Genomic DNA, 21,269 nt, shown 5'->3' with positions numbered 1-21,269 from the left:
ACCTTTTTCTATGCATTTACTATTTCAGGCAGGCAATGCACGGTGTGTCCTGTGCCTGTCATGTTTTGACAGTCGGGTAAGGGAGAGGTTATTCCGTGCTGTGTGAAATGTGTATCACAATAGCGTTCTGAAATCGATTATTAAGAATACCGTTAATAAAAAATGGGCTTAATGTCGTGAAAAATGTGCAAGAGGAATAGATAAAAAAAACCTCGCAATTGCGAGGTTTAAAAGATGGTGCCGACTACCGGAATCGAACTGGTGACCTACTGATTACAAGTCAGTTGCTCTACCTACTGAGCTAAGTCGGCTTTATTATTGTTAAGTTATTTTCAAATAACAAAACTGGCTCCCCCTGCTGGACTTAATGTGGCCGACTAGGTGCGGCCGGCCAGGCCAGCGACATTAAGCACACAGTGCTTACCAGTTTGGAGGAGATACACTGCAATTAAACAATGTATTTAATTGGCTCCCCCTGCTGGACTTGAACCAGCGACATACGGATTAACAGTCCGCCGTTCTACCAACTGAACTAAGGGGGAATTGTTTCTTATCAAGATGTTGCCAAATGAACACCATAATATTTAATAATGGTGCCTCGAGGCGGAATCGAACCACCGACACGAGGATTTTCAATCCTCTGCTCTACCGACTGAGCTATCGAGGCAACGGGGCGCATTAAAAAGGTTTTGCGTTTTTCCGTCAATGGTTTTTTGAAAAAAAACGAACAAGATCCCTTTTTTTGTACGGATTGCGTGGATTTTAATCTCCCTTGCCCGCTGAATAATGAAAATCACCAGATTTATACTTCGTCATGCTGGGACTCACCCGGCGATTACTATGGTTCAATTTTTATTATCCCGCGCTTTCTTCTGTTTGTTCTTCTTTATTCGGTATGTTTTTTGGTCAGCATCTTGTTGCCTAGATGATTTAGTGTGATCTGAATCACTCCCTGTCTGTTTTTATAAATACAAATGAAACTGATAATTGATCTCATTACTGTTTGTGTGCATGATGTGCGCCCTGTTTAATGGGCGGAAAATGACTTTCCCAGATGAAGTTGTAAGTAGGTTGTGGTGTCGAGATGAAAAGTTGCTTGGTGGGTATCACTTTGTGCGGTATAGCGAGCCTGCTTTCGGCTTGGCCGGTATTCGCTGTTGATGTGAAGGCGAGCTCCGAACCGGCCCCGTCTTACGGCTGGCTGCGGGATGATTCCCGTCAATCGGCACAGGTACTGGCTTTTCTGCGGGACCAAAATCAGCAGACAGAGCAGGCATTACAGCAACAGGCCTCGGTGGAACAGTCATTGCTGGATGAGTGGCAGGCCCGTCAGGCCAGCGTGGCCGATCGGCCATGGCAGCTTGCCGGGTCATACAACTATCGTCTCAGCACAGCGGATCAGTCCCGGTTGTTGCTGCGTCAGGATGCCCGGACAGGTGAAGTGAGCACAGCTGTTGATCTGACACCGCGCAGCCAACAGGCGGACTACTATCAGCTCGGCAGCTGGCAGGTGAGTCCGGATCACCGTTATGTGGCCGTCACTGAAGATCGCCGGGGCGATCGTAATTACCGGCTGAGCGTTATTGAGCTGTCCAGCGGGCAGACTGTTGCAACGCTTTCAGAGTACGCCGCGACGGATCTTGTATGGAGTGCTGACAGCCAGAGCCTGTATTTCGTCGAAAATGAAGGCGGGACTTACCGTCCGTATCAAGTGGTGCGCTGGTCGCTGCCGCAGGCACACAAAGCGATGCTGTTTCGCGAGCACAATCCGGCGTGGCTGGTATCTGTCTATGCAGCGACAGATGATCAGTATGTGATCATTCAGTCGAATAACCATGACAGCAGTGAACAGATGCTGGTGGACAGTAACAGCGGCAAGCGTCTGGCTACACTGCGCCCTCGCGAATCTGGTATTGAATATTATGCCGATGTGCGCCACGCCTCCCTGTTTCTGGCCAGCAACCGTGACGGCGACCTTCGTCTTTTTCGCGCAGCATTGAACGAGGGTGATGCCACGAACTGGCAGCTATTCTGGCAGCCGGCAGCCAACCAGCACATTAAGAACTGGTTGCTGTTTCCCGAACACATAGTGCTGGAAGTGACCGAGAAGAGTACCAGTCGGGTGATCGTCCTTGATTATCAGGGCCAGAGCCTGTTTGACACCATCATCACTCCGGCAGGCGGTGTGGCCTGGCTGTCTGGTAACAGCAACCGCTATGGCCGCTCTGTGATGATCCGCAGCATGTCGCTGACCCAGCCACCGCGGTGGCTGGCGCTGGATCTTACCCGAATGCGCATTGCGACTCTGACGGAAGATCGTTATCGCGGTATAGATGCGGCCGCGTATCAGACTGAACAGATTCAGGTGCGTCACGGCGGCGTTTCCGTTCCTGTGACACTGGCTTACCGTACTGACCGGATCAATGAAAAATCCCCGGTTTTTCTTTATGGCTACGGTGCTTATGGCACTCCGGTGCGTCCTTACTTCATGCCACAAATCATCAGCCTGCTGGATCGCGGAGTGATATATGCGATCGCCCATGTCAGAGGCGGTGGGTATCTTGGCCCGCAATGGTATGCGCAGGGCAAAGGGCACAATAAACCCCACAGCTTCGACGATTATCTGGCTGTGGCGCAAGTGATCAAAGCCTACCGCCAGGGTCGCGACAGGCCCATTCTGGCTTTGGGCGGCAGTGCAGGCGGTACCCTGATCGCCGGTGCGCTGAACCGGCAGCCGGAATTGTTTGCCGGTGCCGTACTGCAGGTTCCTTTTGTTGATGTGATAGCCACCATGTCGGATCCAAGCCTGCCGCTGACCCGGCAGGAGTATGCCGAATGGGGCGACCCCCGTGATCCGGCGCAGCTGGCGGTGATGAAAACATACAGCCCGAATGACAACATTTCGCCGCAGGCTTACCCGCCCATGCTGGTGACCGCCGGACTGTACGACACTCAGGTGCCTTACTGGGAACCTGCCCGCTGGGTGATGGCAATCCGCGACAACAGCCTCAGCCAGGGCCCTTATCTGCTGCAGACCGACCTGTCAGGCGGTCATCGCCAGGATGCCCGGCAGGCGATGCGGCAGCAGGCCAGAGAGTATGCCTTCCTGCTGCATCTGGCACCCACAGCAACACAGTCACCTTAAACCGTTTTGCTATTACAGCCTGTCTGGCTTCGCTGGAAGCCGGAGGGGCTGCTATTACCTGATAAAAACTTAACCGTTCATTTTAATAACAAATTTTAATAACAATTTTTTATAACAACCGGAGTGTGCAACATGCAGTTGAAGCCTGTCCCCCTGGCTTTGTGTGCCCTGTCCAGTAGCGCAGGCCTGATGAGTTTTCACAGCCTGGCCGTCCAGCAGGCGGAAGCCGAAAAAATGACGACTGTGGTAGTCACGGCGACCCGCATCGAGCAGCCGCTGTCTGAAACCAATGGCTCAGTGGCGGTGATCACCAGCGAGGATATTGCACGTGAGGGATCGACCGAGCTGTATGACGTACTGTCTCATGAACCCGGTGTCAGTGTCAGCGGTGGTGCCGGACGTCCGCAAACCATCACGATCCGTGGTATGAGCGGCAACCGGATTGCGGTGATCAAAGACGGCGTCAAAGTTGCGGACGGCTATGGGGCCAGCGATCTGAACGATGTGGCCGGCCATAATAGTTTTGATCTGGGCGATGTTAAGCAGATTGAAGTGGTCAAAGGGGCGGACTCGTCGCTGTACGGCTCCGGTGCCATTGGCGGCGTGGTGGTGCTGACCTCGAAAACAGCGAGTGATTATCTGGGCAGCGAAGATCACTATGCCGGTCTGGAAGGCGGTTATTCGGGGATCAGTGATAAGTACACCTCGACACTGACCACGGCGGCACGGCTGGGCGACACGGCGCATCTGGTGCGGGTCAGTTACTGGCAGGGCAGTGAGAGCAAAAACCATGATCAGTCGCTCTATCTCAGGAATATTGACGGCTTCAATGCGGCTCTGACCAGTGAATGGTTTTTGAATGACAGCTGGACGCTCAAGGGCAAGGCAGATTATTACCAGCAGCAGGTGAGGCGGGAGCAGGGAATACCCCCGACTCAGCCGGACGGCGGCGGCTGGCAAGCCAGCTCGTTTCTGGAAGAAGGGGAGACGAGCACCTTGTCTGTCCGCGCAGGGGCTGAATGGGAAGGGGAAGCCCTGCTGGCCGAGCAGGCCGATATCAATCTGTACTACCGCCAGACAGATACCTTGAGCGATAAAGATATTGCGATGCAGCGGACACAGGAAGGGCTGGTGTTCAAACGGCGTCAGTCTGAAAGCCGTGCATTTAATGATCATCTGATCGGCTTGTCAGCCGATTTGCAGCAGCGGGCTGCTCATGGCGAGGTTGAACACGCCATCGCCTGGGGGATGGAGCTGGAATCTATGTTGCATGAGCGTCCGGTCAGCAAGCGTATTGCCGACTGGAGCGGGGACACGCAGCAAGACTCTGCGCCTTTTGCCTCGGCCCGAACCCACAATCTGGGGGTGTATCTGCATGATGATATTCGCTGGGGTAAATGGAACCTGGCGCCGGGCCTGCGTTTTGATTATCAGCAAATGTCGTCTGAGGTGGAGGAAACCATTGGCGGTTATCCACTGCATGATCTGAGCAGCGGTGAGCTGTCACCCAGTCTGTCGCTGGCCTACCAATGGACGCCAGCCCTGAATTCCTACCTGAGTTACAGCCATGGTTTTCTCGCGCCCTCCTATGCCAAGGCCTACGGTTTTGTCCCGCACTTGTCGAGCGATCTGGGCAATTTTGTGATCCGGCCGAATGCCGATCTGGAGGCGGAAACCAGTGACAACCTGGAACTGGGAGCCAAATACGATGACGGCCAGCTCGCTGTGTACGGCGCGGTGTTCTATTCGGTGTTCGACAATTTTATCAGCGAAAAAACCATTGGCTGGAACGAAGCCGCTAAGTACGTCGAAGTGCAGTATCAGAATCTGGATGGCGTGAAAACCTACGGTGCCGAGATGAGCGTCAGCTACTGGTTCAGCGAGCGCCTGAACCTTGTCAGCAAGCTGGGCATCGTTGACGGCGAGGATGAGCACGGCGAGCCGATCCGCACCCTGACGCCGCTGGAAGGCAACAGCATGCTGCTGTATCTGCAGGACAACTGGCAGAGCTTCGTACGGGTCAATTATGCCGGTGCGATGGACAAAGTACCTAGCTGTCAGGATGAGCTGGGGATCAGCCAGCGCTGTGCCACCACGTCAGGCTGGATGACGCTTGATGCGGGGGCGGGATATCACCTGAGCCCGGATTTTCGCATCAATGCCTCGGTGCATAACCTGTTCGATCATCAGTACACCCGGTATCAGGACGTGGCGGGTGTGAGCGAAGCCCAAACCACCTTTTCAACTGAGCCGGGCCGCTATTTCAGCGTCAACGCCAAGTACAGCTTTTAAGGAAAGCCGCAATGAGACGATATTTTCTGACGACGGCCGCGCTGCTCTGCAGCCAGGCTCAGGCTCAGCATCTGCTCTATCCGATTGATACTGTTGCGATTCATGACAGTGATGCGGCGCTGGCGTATGTGCAGTCTCGCTATCTGCACACAGAGTCGCTGGCGCTGCGTTACACCCGCCAGAGCCTGCTGGGCAGCCATTACAATTTTGTTCAGCAAGACGCTCTGGGCCGGCCCTGTGAAGGTGCGATTGTGGTGACCACAGATCAGCACGGCCAGTTGTACCGTGTTTTCAACACCCTGCTGGATGAAACGGCAAACTGCGCTCTGAATCAGCCGCTGCCACCCCGGCCGCACACCTTGCTGACGCCGCCGGAGGGCGAGAGGGTTCAGACGGCCATGACAGTGTTTGATCCGGATCCGCGCACCGCAACGGGGCGGGCGCTTGAAGCCGGCCATGCCAATGTCGATGAGGTTGTGATTCCGGCAGAAGCCTATCAAAGCGTCACAGGTGTCGAGGTGACCCGCAAGGATGGTCAGCTGTATCTGGCCAACGACAGGGTGATGGCGGTCGATATTACCGACATCACAGATCTGGCGCTCGGGCCGCAGCAGGGGCTGGTGTCGGTGGCTGATAGCGAAGGTTTTGCTTTTACTCGCCAGGACGCGGCGTTTCGGGATGTTAATGCGTTTTACCACCTGGATCATTCGCTGCAGTACCTCGAAAGCCTGGGTTTTCGCGGTGAGTTGGCCGTGTTTCACGCCCCGCTGAAAATCGATGCGCAGGGCCAGAGTACCAATAACTCCACTTACCTGACAGATGCCGGGATCCTGGCGATGGGAGTTGGTGGTGTCCCGGACAGTGAAGATGCCGACGTGGTGCTGCATGAATTCGGGCATGCCATTAACTATCAACTCGTTCCGGACTGGAAAGGCGGAGACAGCGAAGCCATAGGTGAAGGTTTTGGCGATTACTGGGCCGGAGCTTACAGCTTCTGGGGGCAGCGGGATCGCAGCGAACGCTTTGAGCTGGATGTGTTTGCCAACTGGGACGGCGCGGTCGGTGCGCTGAAATCGCGGCGCTCGCTCAATGATCAGGAAGCGCGCTATTACCCTGAAATGGAATACCGGGCGCATGTTTCTGTGTTCGGCACCCTGGGCGATCAGCTGTGGTCGACGCCTTTGTTTCAGACTCTGAAACAGGCCGAAGCCGTCTATGGCGAAGCGGCGTTTGATGAATTCAACCGCGTGGTGCTCGAAGGGATGGCCGGGATGGGCTTTGGCATGAAGATGAACGATCTGGCCCGTTCCACTGTTGACGCAGCGCAGCGCCTCTATCCGCAGAAAAACTATGCCAGCTGGCTGGCAGGCAGATTCAGGCATCATGGCATTTTGCGCGATGCCGTGGTGCTGGATCAGGCCGCTTCGGCGCTGGCGGTGACAGACAATAATCAGACTCAGCTGTCTGTTGCTCTGGTTAACGCCAGCGAGCAGACACTGGCGGCGTTTCGTGCCGAACTGGCGATACCTGCACTGAACTGGCATCAGGTAGTTGCTGCTGATCACCTGGCTGCCGGTGCGATCAGCCGGGTCAATGAGCCGATCCGTATCCCGCAGGCGCTGCAGTGCGGGGAAAGCATTGCGCTGACGGCGGACATCAGTGTCACCGCCGATCCGGCACAACAAACGCAAAGCAGCCAGCAGCAGCTGAGTTTCAGCTATGGCGTGCCTGTCTTGTCGCAACCCCTGCAGCAACTGAATCAGGCGCTGCCGGATGCCCGTCAGATCAACGGAGGCGGCAAGATCCTGCTGGGAGAAGCGCTGTTCGCGCTCAGCGTGCCTGAAGACGCCGCCAGTGTCTCTCATGATTTCGGTATTCAGCTGTCTGTTTCTCATACCCGTTTTTCCGATCTGAAGGTGGTGATCCGTACGCCTTCAGGCCGGAGTTTTTCTCTGCTGGACTACCAGGCTTATCCGCTGACGGACAAAAGCTACACCTTCACTCTCAGTAATACGCCGGCACTGGCGCAGTTGCAGGGCGAACCTATGGCGGGTAACTGGGTGCTGGAAGTGACTGACAGAGTCACGGGACAGAGCGGCCAGCTCAGATCCTGGGGAATCGGGGCAGTAACTGGGTTTGACTGCGGTGAAACCGACAGCGCAGCGAAACCGGAGGATAAACCAACCGCAGACAACACAACGCAGCCTGACAAGCCAAGTGCGTCCGGTGGTGGCTCGCTTGGGCTGTTTAGTCTGTTGTTTGGTGCTGTGATGGCGTTGCTGAGACGCCGTCAATCGAATGTCGAAAATAAGTGAGAGTCAGATGAAATCTTTACAACTAGCAGCATTGCCGGTTGCGCTGACCATGGCCCTGAGCGGATGTAATGGCTCAGGTTCTGGCAGCAGCAAGGCCGATGATCAGGGTTTGCCGCTTTATGACGTCAGCGGGCGCGCATCGTCGTCAAATCTTGGCCTGCCGATGACGGTGTGTGCCGATATCAACCGCGACTGGGCGTGCGGATCCGATGAACCTTCGGTCAGCTCCAATCAGTATAACTTCACCCTGACCAGCGCTGATATCCGGGTGAAAACTTCCCCTTTGCTGGTTCAGAACGGTCCAGCGGTCTCGGCCCGCTCCTCGGTATCGTCACCTCTGAGTCTGGCGGCACCGGCAGCCCGTGAGAATGCTTTCACCCTGATCAATGGAGTGACTACGCTGGTCATGGGTGAAATGCTGGCTGGCGCCAGTCTGGATGCCGCCGTTGCAGCGGTCAGCCATAAGCTCAAAGCTCTGGGGATAACCCCGCCGACGGATCTGCTGGCCAGCAGTGATGTTGTGGTTCTGGCTGAGCTGGACACTCAGCTGGTGGCGCTGTTCGGGCAACTGGGTGCCGGCAGTGACGATTATGCTGCCGCGGTTGCCGGGGCAGCCAAAGGCCTGGTGACTTACGGCCCGGATCTGCTGGCCGGCACGCTGAGTGCCAGCCAGATCCAGGAAATAGTGGCGCTGGGCCGGATGTCCGGCAAAGCGCTCAATGATACCGGCATGGTGCAGCACCTCAATCTGTCGAGCGGGCAAATGTCCGATCAGCCTGACAGCGGTACACCGGGTCAGGATGCCAGCTTCGGCCTGGATGTGACTGACGGCGGTTTTAAATTCACCAAGCTGGACGAGAAGGGGCAGCCGCTGCCGCCAGACAGTGCCCGCTGGCACTGTGTCAAAGATGAGCGAACCGGGCTGATCTGGGAAGTCAAAGCCGATGACAAAACCTCGTTCCGTGACAAGCATCGTGTGTTTGCACTGGAAACCGAGACTATTACTCCCCATGCCAATGAAATTGCACTGGCTTCGTGCAGCGCAGATCACCTGGCAGCCTGTACCACGCAGGCGTACAGCGAGAAACTGAATACCTCCGGCTACTGCGGCCAAACCAGCTGGCGGCTGCCGACCATGAATGAGCAGTATGATCTGCTGGATTTCGGTGAAACGGCGACGGATGCGGCAGGCAACACCTATGGTCTGAAGGTGCAGTTCTTCAACGATCAGACTATCGGCAGCGACGATCTGCCCTATGGTTTCTACTGGTCTTCGACTCTGCTGCGGACTGATCCGGGTTACACCGCCGGCAAAGCGATTACTTACCTGACTCAGATGAGCGGTGCTGACGGTGGAACAGGACTGGGTGAGTTAACGGCATATCAGGCACTCTGTGTGCCGGGTGAAGAGTGTCTGTCACCGAATGTGATGGCCGTTCGTATGGTCGCAGAATAAGGAATCAAACCATGTTGAAAAAAATTGTTGGGGCGCTGTTGTGTACTCTGTGCTCCGCCAATACGATGGCAGCATTTCAGTCCTGCTATCAGGATATCCCGGGCAGCGCGCCGGATATCCGCTTTAAAGAGAATGGCACTGGCACAGTGACGGATTTGCAAACCAATCTGGTCTGGCGCCGCTGCCTGCTGGGGACCCGCTGGGATCAGCAAACGCAAACCTGTGAGGGCACACCGGAAGCCTACAGCTGGAAGAAAGCTTTGTTCCAGATTGATCTTAATGAGAAAGGCGCTGTGATTGATGGCGTGTCAGGCTGGCGAATGCCTAACATCAAAGAGCTGGCCAGTCTGCGCGAAGTGGCCTGTCTGGCTCCTGCGGTGAATCTGAAGGCGTTTCCGGGACTGATCCGTACTGAAGATGAGCAGTGGGCCATGACTGCGACTGTCTGGTCGTCGACACCCCATGCGCAAAGCCAGACCATACTGACCTTTGGTATCAGCGATGGCACTGTGGTGCATTACGGCTATCAGGATTTTGATTTCGGGGTCTTGCTGGTGAGTGATAACGCGCAGTAATTCACCCTGTGATGCCGCAAAACATCCAAACCCCACTGTAGGTGGGGTTTGGTGTGTTCAGGGCTGGCGGGTCAGGATTTTAAACTAAACTTCTGTGTCCACTGCTCCAGTTCCTGATACAGACTGGTGAGCGAGCGGGTACTGCTATGGCTTTGATTAACCACGTCAGACAGCTGGTTGCCGTTTTCTTCAATCATATTGATTCGCGCTGAGATATCGTCACTAACCTGCGTCTGCTCGGCGGCTGCGGCGGCAATCTGGTGACTCATTTCGGTAATGCTTTCCAGGGCTGCGACTATCTGGTTCAGTGCATCTGAGGCTTCCTGGGATTGCAGCACCGTGGACTGGCTGGTCTCGGCACAGGTTTCCATGGTTTGAATGGCATTGCGCGAGCCGCTTTGCAGGCGGCTGATCATTTGCTGAATTTCCTTGGTGCTGTTTTGCGTGCGACCGGCCAGATTTCGAACTTCATCGGCCACGACCGCAAAACCGCGTCCCTGCTCGCCGGCTCTGGCCGCTTCGATGGCGGCATTCAAGGCCAGCAGGTTTGTCTGCTCAGCGATATCACCGATGACCTCCAGCACTCTGGCGATACTGTTCACTTCGGTATCCAGATGAGAAACGGCCTGGCTGGCGATGCCTAATTGATCGGCCAGTCCCTGAATATTATCGACAGTAGAGAGGATCAGGTTCTGAGTGACCTGGCTTTGCTGATCGGCACGCTCGGTATTGCTGGCTGTTTCGCTGGCCGATTCGGCGACATTATTCGCTGAAGAGGCCATTTCCGTCATCGCGGTGGCTATCATGACGGTAGACTGCTGCTGGCTGTCTGTCAGGCCGGTAATAATACCGGAACGCGACGAAACCTGATCTATTTCGCTGTGCAGTGCCGACATGGATTGCTTCAGATTATTGATTAATTCCGCCAGAGACAGGCTCATGGTCTGGACGGCATAGTAGATGCTGCCCGGCTCTGCCCGGTGTGCAAAATGCGTGGTGATCTTGCCATCGGCCACGGCCTGGACTGCGGCTTGCACATCGTCGGGTTCGCCGCCCAGCAGGTTAATAATGCGTTTACTGGCAAAAATCAAGACGCTGAGAATGGTTATCGTGATGAACAGACATAAGATGAGCTTCCAGCTAGCGGCTGACCAGAAACGCTGATTGACTTCGTTGAAGCCGATGCCGGTACCTACATACCAGCCCCAGTATGGCGTCTGGCGGGCGATAGATAATTTTTCTTCAATGCTGCCGTCGGGTTGTTTCTGGGTCCAGGTATAATGAGCGAGCTTGCCCCCGCCTGTTGCCACAGCCTGCTTGAGAATGTTACCGACACTGTTACCTTTGCCGTCTTTGAAGTCATGGAAGCTGGTGCCGTGCAGCTGAGGATCCAGCGGCGCAGCAATAAACATCAGCTTGCTGTCAGCCACGTAGACATATTCATTGTCTTTATAGATATTTTTTTGCAACAGGCGGGTCGCCAGTGCTTTGGCCTGAGGCTCATCGAGAATGCCTTCCTTAGACATCTTCTCAATTTCAGTCAGGATATTGTAAGTGCTGTTAAATAACTGCGTGACTCTGGATTCATTATCCTGATTGCTGGCCATTCGCAGCGTCCACAGGCCAGTTATCATAATAAATAACAATGCGAACAGTATGATGCCGGATAGCCAATATGTTTGTGTCCTGAGTTTCATTCCCTGGTCTCTTGGTAATGCATAAGAGGCCTCCTGACATGTGGTGAGGAGGAGTTATTTTTCATCGTGAAAAAATAGTAATTCAGGTTGCCAGGCGTTCAGAGAAGGAAAGTGGCAAAACATGATCTGGCTTAAGAGGAAAAGTTTTCGCTATTTACCTTTTGAATGAATTATGGTTACTGATTGATATAACAATAGCGGGAGAGCCTGTGCCGGCGGGTATCGCAGAGCAGGAAATGGGTGGTATTGTATAGTGCATACCACCCATACTCCGGTTAGTTTAGTTGCCAGACATCGGACTGACCGGGCTGGTCTCCTTTTGTCCACCATTTAGCCGTGTAGAGCAGGCCCTGATAGATGACTTTGTCGCCAGCTACATAGGCTTTGGTTGCGATCCAGTCAGGGGCGGCCGGTATCACTTTTATATCAAGCTGGTAGGTGTGTTCCTGATTGTTCAGGAAAACCTGGTTACCAAAGAGATCCTGAGTATCAAAAGTAATGGCACCGTTAGTGTCTTGTTTGCCAACCTGCACCGTTTGCGGATAAGCCTGATTGATTGTGGTAGCCAGAGTTTCTGCCCACACAGCCTGAGACTGGTTGGCGGTAGTAATGGCTAACTGCTCTGATACGGTTTCCTGACCATTGTGGTCAAAAATACGGAACCAGGCTGACTCTCCGGGCTGTGCAGTGTCTGTTGCTTTGACATAAGCGCCCGCGCTGGTCCAGTTACCCGGTTGTCCGGTGCCTGTACCTGCAAAGCGGATATCACTACAGTTATAGAAACCTTCACCTGCCGGGTCTACGCGCTGCCAGCGTGTGAACAGTACCGCATCTCCGGTACGATCAGTCGGCAGGGTGATCGTCATCTGGTAATACTTCAGGCCATTAATTGTAGTGGTCGGTATATTACCCACTTCTGCCACCAGATCCAGATCCGCCCAGGCGAGAGATTGCGCCGCGCTGTCAAAACCAGGCTTGCTCAGATAGAACTTCCAGAAGCTAGGGCTGTGCGGTGTTTCAGCACGGTAAAGCAGTGTCAGCTGGCCATTGTCAGTGAGATCCACCAGGGTTTTCTGCCAGTAAGGGGAAGGGAGATCGATGCCGGACTTTTTGTTATCGGCACCTGAACACAGTGAGCCATCGGGAATGGCTTGTTCGACAGCAGCCTGATTATTGTAATCTGACACCAGCCGGGCAAACTCAGGCTTTTGGATAAAAGGATACCAGCCTGATTGTAAAAATGCGGCGCGGCAGGCGGCGTTTGGAATTGTTGAACCGTCTGTTGTATCCCAGTAGCCACCGTCACGATCGCAGATTTCCTGCCTGGCCGGTGGATAGTCCATGTATCCATGTGCGTGAGCTGTGGCTGACAGTGAGCTGATCACCGAAGTGATACCAAGGCACAGCAGCCCTTTCCTCCATGAAGCGTATTGAACTAACATTTTCTCTCCTTAAAACAAGTCGAAAAGTGCGTAATTGCATCTAAGGGTTTGGACGAAGAGTGCTCAACAGGCAATTCATGGAATGTAAATAAGGGAAGTGACTCAAAAGCTTGTATGATAATTTGCATCGCGTATTAAATACTTGGGACTAAAAGCTGGTTTCTTACACGCTGCGGCGGCTTTGACTCATTGATAGAGACCATAACAGTCATTCAGTTGGGTAAATGAAAAGCGGGCAGGGAGGTTATACAGCGCGTCCGGGCGGCTTAGTGATAGATGTATCTGCTGGTGTTAACGTGGCCGACCAGATGCGCATGGACAGGCCAGCGACAATGAATGCGCAGCATTCAGTATGTCAGTTCACAGAAGGCTAAAGGAGGAATGATTTTGTCTGTAGTGTTCACAGTGACAGATAAAGAAAAACCCCGGTCTTTCGACCAGGGCTTCTAAAGTGGCTCCCCCTGCTGGACTTAACGCGGCCGGCCAGGCCAGCGACATTGAGCACAAAGTGCTCACCAGGTTGGAGGACATACACTGCCGTTAGCAATGTATTTAATTGGCTCCCCCTGCTGGACTTGAACCAGCGACATACGGATTAACAGTCCGCCGTTCTACCGACTGAACTAAGGGGGAATTGTATGGTGCCTCGAGGCGGAATCTACCGCGCCCGGCCAGGGACCGACACATTTTCGCAAAGCGAAAACATAATCTTACAGGCATTACCCAAGCACTTTTTAATATGGTGCCTCGAGGCGGAATCGAACCACCGACACGAGGATTTTCAATCCTCTGCTCTACCGACTGAGCTATCGAGGCAGAACAAAGATGATTAATCTTCGCTTTGCTGTTTGGCTCCCCCTGCTGGACTTGAACCAGCGACATACGGATTAACAGTCCGCCGTTCTACCGACTGAACTAAGGGGGAATTGTCTTGCTTTATAGTGTCAACAAAACACCATAATAAAATATGGTGCCCCGAGGCGGAATCTACCGCGCCCGGCCAGGGACCGACACGTTGCCGCATCGCGACAAACAGATATCGTTACTGCTTAGTAGCACCATAATTTTTAAAAATGGTGCCTCGAGGCGGAATCGAACCACCGACACGAGGATTTTCAATCCTCTGCTCTACCGACTGAGCTATCGAGGCAGGGTAAAGCATTACTGCTTTACTCTAAATAAATGGTGCCGACTACCGGAATCGAACTGGTGACCTACTGATTACAAGTCAGTTGCTCTACCTACTGAGCTAAGTCGGCACACGAATTTTGGCTCCCCCTGCTGGACTTAACGCGGCCGGCCAGGCCAGCGACATTGAGCACATAGTGCTCACCAGTTTGGAGGATACACACTGCCGTTAAGCAATGCATTTAATTGGCTCCCCCTGCTGGACTTGAACCAGCGACATACGGATTAACAGTCCGCCGTTCTACCGACTGAACTAAGGGGGAATTGTCCTGCATTATGACGTTACCAGAACACCATAAAGAATAATGGTGCCTCGAGGCGGAATCTACCGCGCCCGGCCAGGGACCGACACGTTGTCGCATCGCGACAAACAGATATCGTTGCTGCTTAGTAGCACCATAATTTTTAATAATGGTGCCTCGAGGCGGAATCGAACCACCGACACGAGGATTTTCAATCCTCTGCTCTACCGACTGAGCTATCGAGGCAACGGAGCGCTATTAAACGGGTTTTGGCCCTCATCGTCAATACCTTTTTCCATAAAAAAGTGCGAATGTCGATTGCTTGCTCGCTTTTTGTTCGCTGAGGTTCAGGAGTCGGCGTTATTCCGGTCATTGAGCGGAAAGTTATTACTCTGTATCAGATTTTTCCGTTATGAAACTCTTTCTGGTAGCGAGTCACTTTCTCTAAATAACGACGAGCTTCTGCTTTGGGATGCTTGTTTGTTAATGCCCAATAAACCTGGTTCGGCTGCAGTTGGTTTAAATCCTGCATCGCCCGTTTACGGTTACGGTTGAACGCGCTCAACACGCCACCGGTTCCGCCATTATAGGCTGAGATCATGCTGTAGTGCAGCGACAGCGGGTTGCGGACCTCTTTCAGATAGCGGTTTTGCAACAGGTAAAAATAGGCGGTGCCGGTATCGATATTTTTCGCCGGATCAAACAGATATTGCGGGGAAGGCTGCCCGGCTTGCTTTTTTACCAGCTTAAAGACATCTGCCCCGGCGGTTTTTGGCACAACCTGCATCAGACCATAGGCATTAGCCGGGCTGACGGCATAAGGATTGAAGCTGCTTTCTGTTTTAATGATGGCGTAAATGAGATCTTCTTTAATGCCATAACGGCGAGAGGCATCGCGCACTATGTTGGCGTACTTGTAGCTTCGCTTACTGACGTGGTCAGCCACCATGGGAATATCGACGTAGTACGCCTGCTGAAAGCGAACCTGCTTCTTCTTGAGCTTGTTGTTGACTAAATATTCGGCATAACGTTTAGCCCGCCAGGACCATTCAATGGACTTTCCATCCTGATCCAGAACCTGACCGAGTAAGAACGGGCTGCCGCTCAGGGCGAAATCCTGAGCAGAATACAGATCAACCTCAGCGGGATCAGAGGGGGTGAGCAGTGTGGTTGCGATCGCATTGATCAGATGCTGCTTGGGATTGGTGGTCGCTACCGTTTCAATGGTCACTACCCCTTTATCGAAGTCGACATGGGCCCGGCTCTGGTAGCCATCGGTATATTTGACGTAGTGGCGCTTACTGGCAATCAGGACGTTGTCATCCCCCCAGCGCTGCTTCACCTGGCCGCTGAAACTGTGGATCAGATGATCAAGGGCCGCGGTATCTTTGGTAAATTGTCCGGGTAATGGCGCCAGATTTTTCGCAAACCGGTTGGTCGGTGCGTAATTAACACCGTAGATATTTTCAACCACTTCACGGCTGCAACCACTCAGGCTTAGTGCCACTGTGGCAATAAGGAGTGTTTTTATCATGTTATTCATATAAAAAATGACATCACTTGCTTTTGGCAAATAATGTCATTTTATTGTTGTTCACGGTACGTTTTTCAGGCATTGGCGCCTGAGAACGTGACATTCGTGCACATGAAACTTGCGTTCAGTGTTACTCGCTCGGTGGCGTATAGCCGTCGATGACAACATCCTGACCTTCGAACAGGAATTTCACCATTTCTGCTTCCAGAAGCTTGCGGTGCTCCGGATCCATCATGTTGAGTTTCTTTTCGTTGATCAGCATGGTCTGTTTGCTTTGCCATTCAGCCCAGGCTTCTTTAGAGATGTTATCGAAAATACGTTTACCCAGTTCACCTGGATACAGTTGGAAATCCAGACCTTCAGCGTCTTTCTTCAGTCGGGCACAAAATACAGTACGGCTCATGGGATCCTCAGTTATCTTATTTGCCAGCTATCAAAACTGGTCACTGGTTTCTTACCACTAGTTTCTCGGTTATACCGTCACGATTCAAGCTCGTAACGCAGGCTTTCCAGAATTTGTACCACGGGGGCGGCTAATCCTACCTGTGGTGGATTGAGCAGGTTATACCATTGCCCGTGGTGACTTTCGTTGATCATGGATGGTAATTGAGTGAGCTGGTATCGCAGCGGCACTATGTCGAGGTGATAGTGACTGAAGGTATGGCGGAAAGCGTTGAGGTGCTCAGCCTTCAGTTCGTCAGATGCCGATGCGCCAAGACGCTGGGTGAGCAGTGGCTGGATATTTTCGCTGTCGTGTTGCGGGAAGCACCATAATCCGCCCCAGATGCCGACAGGAGGCCGCTGTTCCAGCCAGACTTCACTGCCATGCTGAAAAATGGCAAACCAGGTCTGCTTTTCCGGCAGGGTTTTTCTGGGCTTCTTACCCGGAAAATCGGCTTGACGGCTTTGTGCTTTCGCCTGGCATATCTCGGTCACCGGGCAGAGTTCGCACTTGGGTTTGCTGCGGGTACATATCATGGCCCCCATATCCATCATGGCCTGGTTGTAGCGCTCTACGCCCTCAGCCGGGGTGTTCTTCTCGGCGATTGCCCATAAGGCGTTTTCCACCGGCTTTTTCCCCGGCCAGCCTTCTATGGCATAACAACGGGCCAGCGTCCGCTTAACGTTGCCGTCTAAAATCGGGTGATGCTGTTTGAGCGACAAAGAAAGCACGGCCCCTGCTGTGGAACGGCCCACGCCTGGCAAGGCCATTACCTGTTCAATATTTTCCGGGAATTTACCATTGTGTTCAGACACAATCTGCTTTGCGGCTTTGTGCAGGTTTCGGGCGCGGGCGTAATAACCCAGACCCGTCCACAGGTGCAGAACTTCGTCCTGATCGGCTTCAGCGAGATCACTGACGGTAGGGAAGCGCGCCATGAATCGTTCAAAGTAGGGAATGACAGTGGCGACTTGGGTCTGTTGCAGCATGATTTCAGACAACCAGACTTTATAGGGCGTTTTATCGTGCTGCCAGGGCAGGGTTTTGCGGCCATATTTGTCGTACCAGACCAGAATGGCGTCAGAAAAACTAGTGCTCACAGGGGATTGCTCACTTTATTATAGAGTTGGTGCAGGCAAGTTTGCGTCTGCGGTGCTGATTGCAACACAAAGCGCTGTCGGCTTCAATCTGTCAGGGCACTTGCACTCAGCCGTGAACTTTGGATAATGCCGGATCCATTAGTGCCAAACACTCCAAATTTTAGGTAAGGACCCATGAGCCAAGAATCCAGAACAAACGCTGACGTCACCCTGACTGAATACACAGAAGACGGTAAGCTGGTACGCAAGATCCGCAGCTTTGTGCGTCGTGAAGGTCGTTTAACCAAGGGCCAGCAACTGGCGCTGGAAAATAACTGGGCGAACATGGGGATCGATTTCGACAAGCAACCACTGAACTGGACTGAGGTTTATGGCCGAGAAGGCCATGTGGTGCTGGAAATTGGCTTTGGTATGGGGGCCTCTCTGGTTGAGATGGCAAAAAATGCGCCGGAGAAAAACTTCATCGGTATTGAAGTGCACAGCCCTGGCGTCGGCGCCTGTCTGATGGCCGCGGAAGCGGAAAGCCTGACGAATCTGCGTGTGATGTGTCATGACGCCGTTGAAGTGTTTGAGCATATGATCCCGGATGGCAGCCTGGATACAGTACAGTTGTTCTTCCCTGATCCGTGGCACAAAGCCCGTCACCATAAGCGCCGTATTGTGCAGCCTGCTTTTGTGGAAATGGTGCGTAAAAAGCTGAAAATCGGTGGTATTTTCCATATGGCAACAGACTGGGAAAATTACGCCGAACATATGGTGGATGTAATGAAAGCGGCGCCTGGCTATGAGAATACCGCGCAGGATGGCGATTATATCCCCCGACCTGAGGAGCGTCCGCTGACTAAGTTTGAGGCCCGCGGGCATCGACTGGGTCACGGTGTGTGGGATATGAAGTTCGCGCGAACAGAATAATGTGCTATGGTTCAAAGCCATTCAGGGGCAACATAGAGTAAGATGTTGACCTGAAAACATTATTAGCCTGAAAAGCCAGCCTCTGAGTTGGCTTTTTTGTCCTCTGGAGACAGTGAATGAAGCCAAATAAGCAGTTGCTGAATGACATTCTGGATGAAGTCAGACCCTTAATCGGCCAGGGCAAAGTCGCCGACTATATCCCTGCGCTGGCACAGGTTCCTGCCAACAGGCTTGGCATCGCAGTTTGCTATAACGACGGTGAAATTATTCAGGCCGGCGACAGCGAAGAAGGCTTCTCAATCCAGTCGATCTCCAAAGTGCTGAGCCTGACTCTGGCCATGACACTGTATGAGGCGGATGAAATCTGGTCCCGGGTCGGGAAAGAGCCGTCGGGACATGCGTTTAATTCGATGATCCAGCTGGAACTGGAGCAGGGGATTCCGCGTAATCCTTTCATTAATGCCGGTGCGCTGGTGGTGTCGGATCTGCTGCACAGCCGCCTGTCGGCGCCGCAGTACCGGATGCTGGAGCTGGTGCGCAGTCTGGCGTGTAACCCGGATGTTGCCTACGACAAAGACGTGGCCGCATCGGAAATGCAGCACAGTGATCGCAATGCGGCAATTGCCTATCTGATGCGGGCATTCGGTAATTTCAACAACGACGTTGTGCCTGTACTGGGCAATTATTTCGGCTACTGTGCGCTCAAAATGAGCTGTGTTGATCTGGCCCGGACCTTCAGCTATCTGGCTAACAAAGGCATGCCTCTGGGCACAGACACCCCGCTGATTTCGCCCACGCAAAGCAAACAAATCAACGCGCTGCTGGCAACCTGCGGTCTGTATGATGGTGCCGGTGAGTTTGCCTATCGTGTCGGCATGCCGGGTAAATCTGGAGTCGGAGGCGGTATTGTCGCTATTGTGCCGGGGGAAATGTCAATTGCGGTCTGGTCGCCCGAGTTGGATGTATCGGGCAATTCAGTGGCTGGCACCGCCGCACTGGAGCTGCTGGCAGAGCGGATTGGCCGCTCTATTTTCTGACCTTACCCTATCTTCTGTGTCTGCAAGTGACAATCGCTGGCAGCAGGCTGCCAGCGAACAATAAGCCTGTTACTTGTCTTCCTCGACAAAAGCGGCCAGTAAATCATTCAAAAAGAGTTTTCCCTGTTCGGTGATTTGCCAGCTGTCGCCTTGATCCAGCAGGTATTGCTTGTCCAGTGCCCAGCTGATCGGCTGGCGAATACTGTCCAGCGACAGGCCGGTCCGCTCAACATAGTCCTGCTTCGGACAGGCTTCCAGCAACCGGAAGCGGTTCATGAAAAACTCAAACGGACGCTCTTCATCACTCACCTGGGTTTCCTGATCCAAATAGGCTTTCTGACAATTAAGGTAACCGCGCGGGTGTTTGACTTTCACGGTACGGGTGATGCGGCCGTCAGCAAAGCTCACCTTGCCGTGGGCACCGCAGCCAATGCCAAGGTAATCACCAAAACGCCAGTAATTGAGGTTGTGCTGGCACTGCATGCCGGGCTTGCTGTAACCGGAAATCTCATACTGCTGATAACCGGCCTCGGCCAGCAGTACATGGCCCTGTTCGAAAATATCCCACAGATCATCGTCATCCGGCAGGGTTGGTGGCTTGGAATAAAACAGTGTATTGGGCTCAATAGTCAGCTGATACCAGGACAGATGCGGCGGGTTCAAGGCGATTGCTTGCCTGAGGTCCGACATGGCATCTTCAACGGATTGATCCGGCAGGCCATGCATCAGATCCAGATTGAAGCTGTTCAGCCCGGCTTCTTCGGCCAGTGCGGCAGCGCGCACAGCTTCACCTTTGCCGTGAATCCGGCCTAAGCGTTTGAGTTTGTCATCCTGAAAACTCTGCACACCGATGGAAATCCGGTTGACGCCCACCTCGCGGTAGGCCTGAAACCGGCCGGCTTCCACTGTGCCGGGATTGGCTTCCATGGTGATTTCAATCTTGTCACTGAACGGGATTTTGGCTTCAATGCCTGCCAGTAGCCGTCCGATCTCCGGCGCGGAAATCAGGCTCGGGGTGCCGCCACCGATAAAAATGGAGTGCAGAGCCCGGCTGCCATCGGCCAGCTGATAGCGATCAAGATCGATAGCCAGATCCTCAAGCAGAGCGTCGATGTAATCCAGCTCGGGGATATCGTGCTTCAGTGCATGGGAGTTGAAATCGCAGTAGGGACATTTCTGGACACACCAGGGAATGTGTACATACAGGCTCAGTGGTGGCGGTACTAACATCAGGCGTCCTTCAGGGCAGCAAAGAGGTGTTGCAAGGCTTTGCCGCGGTGTGACAATTGCTTTTTACGTTCAGGGGACAGCTCGGCTGAGGCGCAGTCGGCTTCCGGTACCCAGAAAACAGGATCATAGCCAAAGCCATTATCGCCTCTGGCCTGGCGGAGAATACGTCCTTCCCATTTTCCGTGGCAAACCAGAGGTGTCGGGTCATCGGCATGGCGCATCATGACAAGTACACAGTGGAAGCGGGCTGTGCGCTCTGCCTCCGGCACTTCTTGCATGGCATCCAGCAACTTTTCCAGATTCGCCTGATCGCTGGCGCCTGCTCCGGCATAACGGGCAGAGTAAATACCGGGTGCACCTTTGAGGGCATCCACTTCCAGACCGGAATCATCAGCAATCGCGGGCAGGCCGGTTTCTCTGGCGGCGTGACGCGCTTTGATAATGGCATTTTCTATAAATGTCGTGCCGGTTTCGGCGACATCAGAGACGTCAAGATCCGTCTGGGCGATGACCTCGAAACCGAAATCGGCAAGCAGGTTGGCCATTTCACCGACTTTACCCTGGTTGCCGGTCGCAAGTACTAATTTGCTCATGAAGACTCCTGGTCTGTAAGGCTGGGGGCGCTATGATACCCACAGCCAGAGCAAATGCCAAAGACAGAA

General features: G+C 53.5%; 14 protein-coding genes and 10 tRNA genes. 7 read left to right on the top strand and 17 right to left on the bottom strand.

Features of this window, described 5'->3' with window-relative positions:
• Positions 1-235: 235 nt before the first annotated feature.
• The 3 genes from KCG43_RS08135 to KCG43_RS08125 form a co-directional block, all read right to left on the bottom strand.
• A tRNA-Thr gene (locus tag KCG43_RS08135) sits at positions 236-311 on the bottom strand.
• Between the two features lie 155 nt (positions 312-466).
• Positions 467-542 (bottom strand) — tRNA-Asn (locus KCG43_RS08130).
• A gap of 49 nt (positions 543-591) precedes the next feature.
• Positions 592-667 (bottom strand) — tRNA-Phe (locus KCG43_RS08125).
• Positions 668-1,084: 417 nt separating this feature from the next.
• On the opposite strand from KCG43_RS08125, the gene KCG43_RS08120 reads away from it, so the two are divergent.
• The 5 genes from KCG43_RS08120 to KCG43_RS08100 all read left to right on the top strand — a co-directional run bounded on the left by KCG43_RS08120 (position 1,085) and on the right by KCG43_RS08100 (position 9,783).
• Positions 1,085-3,145 carry a prolyl oligopeptidase family serine peptidase gene (locus KCG43_RS08120; RefSeq protein ID WP_218384297.1) on the top strand — a complete coding sequence of 687 codons (2,061 nt, stop codon included), beginning with the start codon at positions 1,085-1,087 and terminating at the stop codon, positions 3,143-3,145.
• 132 nt (positions 3,146-3,277) lie between these two features.
• Positions 3,278-5,437, top strand: coding sequence for a TonB-dependent hemoglobin/transferrin/lactoferrin family receptor (locus KCG43_RS08115; RefSeq protein WP_218384295.1), 2,160 nt, complete (start codon positions 3,278-3,280; stop codon positions 5,435-5,437).
• An 11-nt stretch (positions 5,438-5,448) separates the two neighbouring features.
• Positions 5,449-7,752, top strand: a complete 2,304-nt coding sequence (locus KCG43_RS08110; protein WP_218384293.1) for a proprotein convertase P-domain-containing protein — start codon at positions 5,449-5,451, stop codon at positions 7,750-7,752.
• Positions 7,753-7,759: 7 nt separating this feature from the next.
• On the top strand, positions 7,760-9,208 hold the full coding sequence (locus KCG43_RS08105) for a DUF1566 domain-containing protein (RefSeq protein WP_218384291.1): 1,449 nt from the start codon (positions 7,760-7,762) through the stop codon (positions 9,206-9,208).
• 11 nt (positions 9,209-9,219) lie between these two features.
• The gene (locus KCG43_RS08100; protein WP_218384289.1) at positions 9,220-9,783 is read left to right on the top strand and encodes a DUF1566 domain-containing protein; all 564 of its coding nucleotides are present in this window, start codon (positions 9,220-9,222) and stop codon (positions 9,781-9,783) included.
• Positions 9,784-9,854: 71 nt separating this feature from the next.
• On the opposite strand, the gene KCG43_RS08095 is transcribed toward KCG43_RS08100, so the two are convergent.
• The 12 genes from KCG43_RS08095 to mutY form a co-directional block, all read right to left on the bottom strand.
• Positions 9,855-11,480, bottom strand: coding sequence for a methyl-accepting chemotaxis protein (locus KCG43_RS08095; protein ID WP_218384287.1), 1,626 nt, complete (start codon positions 11,478-11,480; stop codon positions 9,855-9,857).
• A 275-nt stretch (positions 11,481-11,755) separates the two neighbouring features.
• The gene (locus KCG43_RS08090; RefSeq protein WP_218384284.1) at positions 11,756-12,922 is read right to left on the bottom strand and encodes a lytic polysaccharide monooxygenase; all 1,167 of its coding nucleotides are present in this window, start codon (positions 12,920-12,922) and stop codon (positions 11,756-11,758) included.
• A 557-nt stretch (positions 12,923-13,479) separates the two neighbouring features.
• A tRNA-Asn gene (locus KCG43_RS08085) sits at positions 13,480-13,555 on the bottom strand.
• Positions 13,556-13,662: 107 nt separating this feature from the next.
• A tRNA-Phe gene (locus KCG43_RS08080) sits at positions 13,663-13,738 on the bottom strand.
• A 33-nt stretch (positions 13,739-13,771) separates the two neighbouring features.
• Positions 13,772-13,847 (bottom strand) — tRNA-Asn (locus KCG43_RS08075).
• A gap of 149 nt (positions 13,848-13,996) precedes the next feature.
• Positions 13,997-14,072 (bottom strand) — tRNA-Phe (locus KCG43_RS08070).
• Between the two features lie 33 nt (positions 14,073-14,105).
• Positions 14,106-14,181: transfer RNA gene (locus tag KCG43_RS08065), tRNA-Thr, on the bottom strand.
• A 116-nt stretch (positions 14,182-14,297) separates the two neighbouring features.
• Positions 14,298-14,373, bottom strand: a tRNA-Asn gene (locus tag KCG43_RS08060).
• 149 nt (positions 14,374-14,522) lie between these two features.
• Positions 14,523-14,598: transfer RNA gene (locus tag KCG43_RS08055), tRNA-Phe, on the bottom strand.
• A 151-nt stretch (positions 14,599-14,749) separates the two neighbouring features.
• Positions 14,750-15,886: a membrane-bound lytic murein transglycosylase MltC gene (gene mltC / locus KCG43_RS08050; protein WP_255557896.1), complete on the bottom strand. Its 1,137-nt coding sequence runs from the start codon at positions 15,884-15,886 to the stop codon at positions 14,750-14,752.
• Positions 15,887-16,016: 130 nt separating this feature from the next.
• Positions 16,017-16,289 carry an oxidative damage protection protein gene (locus KCG43_RS08045; protein ID WP_027253620.1) on the bottom strand — a complete coding sequence of 91 codons (273 nt, stop codon included), beginning with the start codon at positions 16,287-16,289 and terminating at the stop codon, positions 16,017-16,019.
• A 77-nt stretch (positions 16,290-16,366) separates the two neighbouring features.
• Entirely contained in the window at positions 16,367-17,428 is a 1,062-nt protein-coding gene (mutY, locus tag KCG43_RS08040; RefSeq protein WP_192015770.1) for an A/G-specific adenine glycosylase, read from the bottom strand.
• Positions 17,429-17,602: 174 nt separating this feature from the next.
• On the opposite strand from mutY, the gene trmB reads away from it, so the two are divergent.
• Both trmB and glsB read left to right on the top strand, forming a co-directional pair.
• Entirely contained in the window at positions 17,603-18,340 is a 738-nt protein-coding gene (trmB, locus tag KCG43_RS08035) for a tRNA (guanosine(46)-N7)-methyltransferase TrmB (protein ID WP_192015769.1), read from the top strand.
• Positions 18,341-18,456: 116 nt separating this feature from the next.
• A complete protein-coding gene (gene glsB, locus KCG43_RS08030) occupies positions 18,457-19,377 on the top strand; it encodes a glutaminase B (RefSeq protein ID WP_192015768.1) in 921 nt (306 codons plus the stop codon).
• Between the two features lie 69 nt (positions 19,378-19,446).
• On the opposite strand, the gene hemW is transcribed toward glsB, so the two are convergent.
• Both hemW and KCG43_RS08020 read right to left on the bottom strand, forming a co-directional pair.
• The gene (hemW, locus tag KCG43_RS08025; RefSeq protein WP_218384280.1) at positions 19,447-20,607 is read right to left on the bottom strand and encodes a radical SAM family heme chaperone HemW; all 1,161 of its coding nucleotides are present in this window, start codon (positions 20,605-20,607) and stop codon (positions 19,447-19,449) included.
• Positions 20,607-21,200, bottom strand: coding sequence for an XTP/dITP diphosphatase (locus tag KCG43_RS08020; protein ID WP_192015766.1), 594 nt, complete (start codon positions 21,198-21,200; stop codon positions 20,607-20,609). The genes hemW and KCG43_RS08020 overlap by 1 nt, the downstream gene beginning before the upstream one ends.
• Positions 21,201-21,269 lie beyond the last annotated feature (69 nt).

The sequence above is a fragment of the Photobacterium sp. WH24 genome, assembly GCF_019204055.1.
Classification (GTDB): domain Bacteria; phylum Pseudomonadota; class Gammaproteobacteria; order Enterobacterales; family Vibrionaceae; genus Photobacterium; species Photobacterium arenosum.
The sequence above is the reverse complement of the archived record's forward strand: the minus strand, read 5'-3'. Positions and strand labels throughout refer to the sequence as shown.

What these genes read in the sequence shown, in the direction of transcription:
- mltC (WP_255557896.1), bottom strand. Translation starts at nt 15,886, where the DNA reads ATGATAAAAACACTCCTTATTGCCACAGTGGCACTAAGCCTGAGTGGT.
- glsB (WP_192015768.1), top strand. Translation starts at nt 18,457, where the DNA reads ATGAAGCCAAATAAGCAGTTGCTGAATGACATTCTGGATGAAGTCAGA.
- KCG43_RS08095 (WP_218384287.1), bottom strand. Translation starts at nt 11,480, where the DNA reads ATGAAACTCAGGACACAAACATATTGGCTATCCGGCATCATACTGTTC.
- KCG43_RS08105 (WP_218384291.1), top strand. Translation starts at nt 7,760, where the DNA reads ATGAAATCTTTACAACTAGCAGCATTGCCGGTTGCGCTGACCATGGCC.
- KCG43_RS08115 (WP_218384295.1), top strand. Translation starts at nt 3,278, where the DNA reads ATGCAGTTGAAGCCTGTCCCCCTGGCTTTGTGTGCCCTGTCCAGTAGC.
- KCG43_RS08100 (WP_218384289.1), top strand. Translation starts at nt 9,220, where the DNA reads ATGTTGAAAAAAATTGTTGGGGCGCTGTTGTGTACTCTGTGCTCCGCC.
- KCG43_RS08020 (WP_192015766.1), bottom strand. Translation starts at nt 21,200, where the DNA reads ATGAGCAAATTAGTACTTGCGACCGGCAACCAGGGTAAAGTCGGTGAA.
- KCG43_RS08120 (WP_218384297.1), top strand. Translation starts at nt 1,085, where the DNA reads ATGAAAAGTTGCTTGGTGGGTATCACTTTGTGCGGTATAGCGAGCCTG.
- KCG43_RS08110 (WP_218384293.1), top strand. Translation starts at nt 5,449, where the DNA reads ATGAGACGATATTTTCTGACGACGGCCGCGCTGCTCTGCAGCCAGGCT.
- KCG43_RS08045 (WP_027253620.1), bottom strand. Translation starts at nt 16,289, where the DNA reads ATGAGCCGTACTGTATTTTGTGCCCGACTGAAGAAAGACGCTGAAGGT.
- hemW (WP_218384280.1), bottom strand. Translation starts at nt 20,607, where the DNA reads ATGTTAGTACCGCCACCACTGAGCCTGTATGTACACATTCCCTGGTGT.
- trmB (WP_192015769.1), top strand. Translation starts at nt 17,603, where the DNA reads ATGAGCCAAGAATCCAGAACAAACGCTGACGTCACCCTGACTGAATAC.
- KCG43_RS08090 (WP_218384284.1), bottom strand. Translation starts at nt 12,922, where the DNA reads ATGTTAGTTCAATACGCTTCATGGAGGAAAGGGCTGCTGTGCCTTGGT.